Consider the following 3659-nt stretch of genomic DNA (forward strand, 5'->3'; position numbering starts at 1 on the left):
GTTCATGCTGTGGCCCGTCGTCCACGGCATCGCGATGAGCTTCACCGACGAGTCGCTCACCCTCGCCGGGACCTCGTTCGTCGGCTTCGCCAACTACGCGGAGGCCTTCGGCGACGCGGCGGTGTGGAACGCCCTGGGCAACACGCTGTTCTTCACGCTGATCACCACCGTGCCGCTGGTGCTGATCGCCCTCGCCATGGCCCTGCTGGTGCACACCGGCCTGGCCGGGCAGTGGCTGTGGCGGCTGTCGTTCTTCGCCCCGTACCTGCTGCCGGTCGCCGTGGTGACGCTGATCTGGCAGTGGCTGTACCAGCCCGATCTGGGCCTGGCCAACCAGTTTCTGGACACCCTGGGCTTCGGCCCGGTGGGCTGGCTCTCCGACGAGGCGGTCGCCATGTGGGCGATCGCGCTGCTCACCGTCTGGTGGACCGTCGGCTTCAACTTCCTGCTCTATCTCGCGGCGCTCCAGTCGCTGCCCGACACCCTCTTCGAGGCGGCGGCCCTGGACGGCGCCGGCGCCTGGCGGCGGCTGTGGTCCATCACCCTGCCGCAGCTGCGGCGCACCACGGTCCTGGTCGGCATGCTCCAGGTGCTCGCCTCGCTCAAGGTGTTCGACCAGATCTACATCCTCACCAAGGGCGGGCCGAACGACAGCACCCGGCCCATCCTGGAGTACATCTACGACGTCGGGTTCACCGGCTACCGGCTGGGTTACGCCTCCGCCATCTCCTATCTGTTCTTCGCGCTGATCATCGTCGTCTCCATCGCCCAGCTGCGGTTCTTCCCGCGTCAGGAGGGCTGACCGTGTCCGCCACCCCCGCCCTCCGCACCCGGCCGCGACCGCCGCGCCCCGCGCGCCGCCGGGCGGCCGAGGCCGCCGGCTCCCCGCTGCTCCTGGGCCACGGCCGGCTGCCCCGGGTGCTGGCCGGCACGGCGCTCGCCGGGTTCGCCCTGCTGTGGCTGACGCCCTTCGCGCTGGCGCTGGTGACCTCGTTCCAGAGCGAGCGGGACGTCGCCGTCCCCGGTCTCAACCCCCTCAAGGGGGCGCTGACCCTGGAGTCCTACCGCCACATCATCGAACGCGGCAACCTCCCGGTGTGGGCCGTCAACAGTCTGCTGATCGCCACCCTCGTCACCGTCATCACCGTGGTGATCTCCACCCTGGCCGCCTACGCGTTCTCCCGGGGCACCTTCCGGGGCCGGCGGGTGCTGCTGGCCGTCACGGTCGCCTCCATCATGGTGCCGCCGCAACTGCTCATCGTTCCGCTCTTCCAGCAGATGCGCGCGTTCAACCTGGTCGACACCTACTGGGCGGTCATCCTGCCCCAGGTGGTGGCGCCGATGATGGTCTTCATCCTCAAACGGTTCTTCGACGCCGTGCCCCGCGAGCTGGAGGAGGCCGCCCGGATCGACGGCGCCTCGGAGCTGCGGGTCTTCCGCTCGGTGGTACTGCCGCTGTCGCGCCCCATCGTCGCGGCCGTGTCCGTGTTCGTGTTCATCGGCGCCTGGAACAACTTCCTGTGGCCGTTCATCATCATCAACGACTCGTCACTGATGACCCTTCCGGTGGGACTGGCGACGGTGCGCGAGGCGTACGGCATCCAGTACGCCCAGTCGATGGCGTCCGCGCTGCTGGCGGCGGCTCCGCTGATCCTCGTCTTCCTGTTCTTCCAGCGCCGCATCGTGAAGTCGGTGGCCACCACCGGTCTCGGCGGCACCTGAGCGCCCGTACCGCCGCCCGCCCCGTTCCCTACAGGAGTTGCCGTGTCCGCCCCCACCGCCGTGCCCCGTCCCGAGTACCCGCGCCCGCAGTTCGTCCGCGAGGACTGGCTGAACCTCAACGGCACCTGGCAGTTCGCGTTCGACCCCGGTGACAGCGGCCTGGAACGCGGTCTGCTGACCGGCGGCCTGGACCGGGAGATCACCGTGCCGTTCCCGCCGGAGTCCGTCCTGTCCGGCATCGGGGAGACCGACTTCCTGGAGGCCGTCTGGTACCGGCGCACCCTCACCCTGCCCGCCGCGTGGGCCGGCCGGCGGGTCCTGCTGCACTTCGGTGCCGTCGACTACGACGCCACCGTGTGGGTGAACGGCACCGAGGTGGCCCGGCACCGGGGCGGGTTCACCCCCTTCACCGCCGACCTGCACCAGGTGGCCGGTCCGGGCGAGGAGATCACCGTCACGGTCCGCGCCCGCGACCCCAAGTCCGGGCCCCAGGCCCGGGGCAAGCAGGCGCTGCGCTACGCCAATCACGACTGCCACTACACCCGGGTCACGGGCATCTGGCAGACCGTGTGGGCCGAGCCGGTACCGCACACCCGGCTGCACCGCCCCCGGATCACCCCGGACCTGGCCGGCTCCGCCTTCCACCTGGAGCTGCCGCTGTCCGGCAACGCGCCGGGGCACCGCGTACGGGCCCGGCTGAGCGACGCGGACGGCGAGGTCGCCACCGCCGAGGCCCGCGCCGATCTGGACCTGGCGCCCCGGCTGTATCTGCCCGTGCCGCGGGACCGCCGCCGGGTGTGGAGCCCGGAGGACCCCCACCTGTACGACCTGCGGCTGGAACTGCTGGACGGCGACGGCCGGGTGGTCGACGCGGTCGGCAGCTATGCGGGGCTGCGCTCGGTGGCGATCCGGGGCAAGGCCGTCCTCCTCAACGGGAAACCGGTCTTCCAGCGGCTGGTGCTGGACCAGGGCTGGTACCCGGACGGGCTGATGACAGCGCCCACCGACGCCGCACTGGTGCGGGACATCGAACTCGCCCAGGCGGCCGGGTTCAACGGCGCCCGGCTGCACCAGAAGGTGTTCGAGGAGCGGTTCCTGTACCACGCCGACCGGCTCGGGTATCTGGTGTGGGGCGAGTTCGGCGACTGGGGCTGCGAGGTGGGCGGCAGTTCGGGTGACAACCAGCAGCCGGACGCCTCGTACACCGGGCAGTGGCTGGAGGCGGTGGAGCGCGACTACTCCCACCCCTCGATCATCGGCTGGTGCCCGCTGAACGAGACGTACCAGCGGCTGCACGACCGCACGACAGCGCTGGACGCGGTGACCCGGGCCATGTTCCTGGCCACCAAGGCGCTGGACACCACCCGCCCGGTCATCGACGCCTCCGGCTACGCGCACCGGGTCGCCGAGACCGACATCTACGACTCCCACAGCTACGAGCAGGATCCGGTCGCCTTCGGCGCGCAGGTCGCCGGACTCGACCGGGACCGGCCCTACGTCAACGCCGCGCCCGACGGCCGTCCGTGGTCGCTGCCGTACCGCGGTCAGCCCTATTTCGTCAGCGAGTTCGGCGGCATCTGGTGGCACCCGGAGACCGCCGCGCGGGCGCGGGGCGACGACCGGGAGGAGTCCTGGGGGTACGGCGAACGGCCGCGCGACGAGGAGGAGTTCCACCAGCGGTTCGCCGGGTTGACGGGGGTGCTGCTGGAGGATCCGGACATGTTCGGCTACTGCTACACGCAGCTGACCGACGTGTTCCAGGAACAGAACGGCATCTACCGCTTCGACCGCACCGACAAGCTGGACGTCTCCCGGATCCGGGCGGCCCAGCAGCGCCCGGCGGCCATCGAGCGGCGCGGGGAGTGACGGCCCGGGCCCGTCGCCCGCCCCGGAGGGACGCTCCGGGGCGGCTCCCCCACCGGCCGCCGCGCCGGAAG

At 71.3% G+C, this 3659-nt stretch carries 3 protein-coding genes; all 3 read left to right on the plus strand.

The genetic code is table 11. The features are described 5' to 3' along the window. Nucleotides 1-802: carbohydrate ABC transporter permease (locus tag ACFV5N_RS25800; RefSeq protein WP_385604345.1), on the plus strand; the 802-nt coding region annotated here is incomplete at its 5' end. Nucleotides 803-804: 2 nt separating this feature from the next. Further along, entirely contained in the window at nt 805-1722 is a 918-nt protein-coding gene (locus ACFV5N_RS25805) for a carbohydrate ABC transporter permease (protein WP_385604348.1), read from the plus strand. A 42-nt stretch (nt 1723-1764) separates the two neighbouring features. After that, on the plus strand, nt 1765-3588 hold the full coding sequence (locus ACFV5N_RS25810) for a glycoside hydrolase family 2 protein (protein WP_385604351.1): 1824 nt from the start codon (nt 1765-1767) through the stop codon (nt 3586-3588). Nucleotides 3589-3659: the final 71 nt, after the last annotated feature.

Source organism: Streptomyces sp. NPDC059853 (assembly GCF_042731495.1).
Lineage (GTDB): Bacteria > Actinomycetota > Actinomycetes > Streptomycetales > Streptomycetaceae > Streptomyces.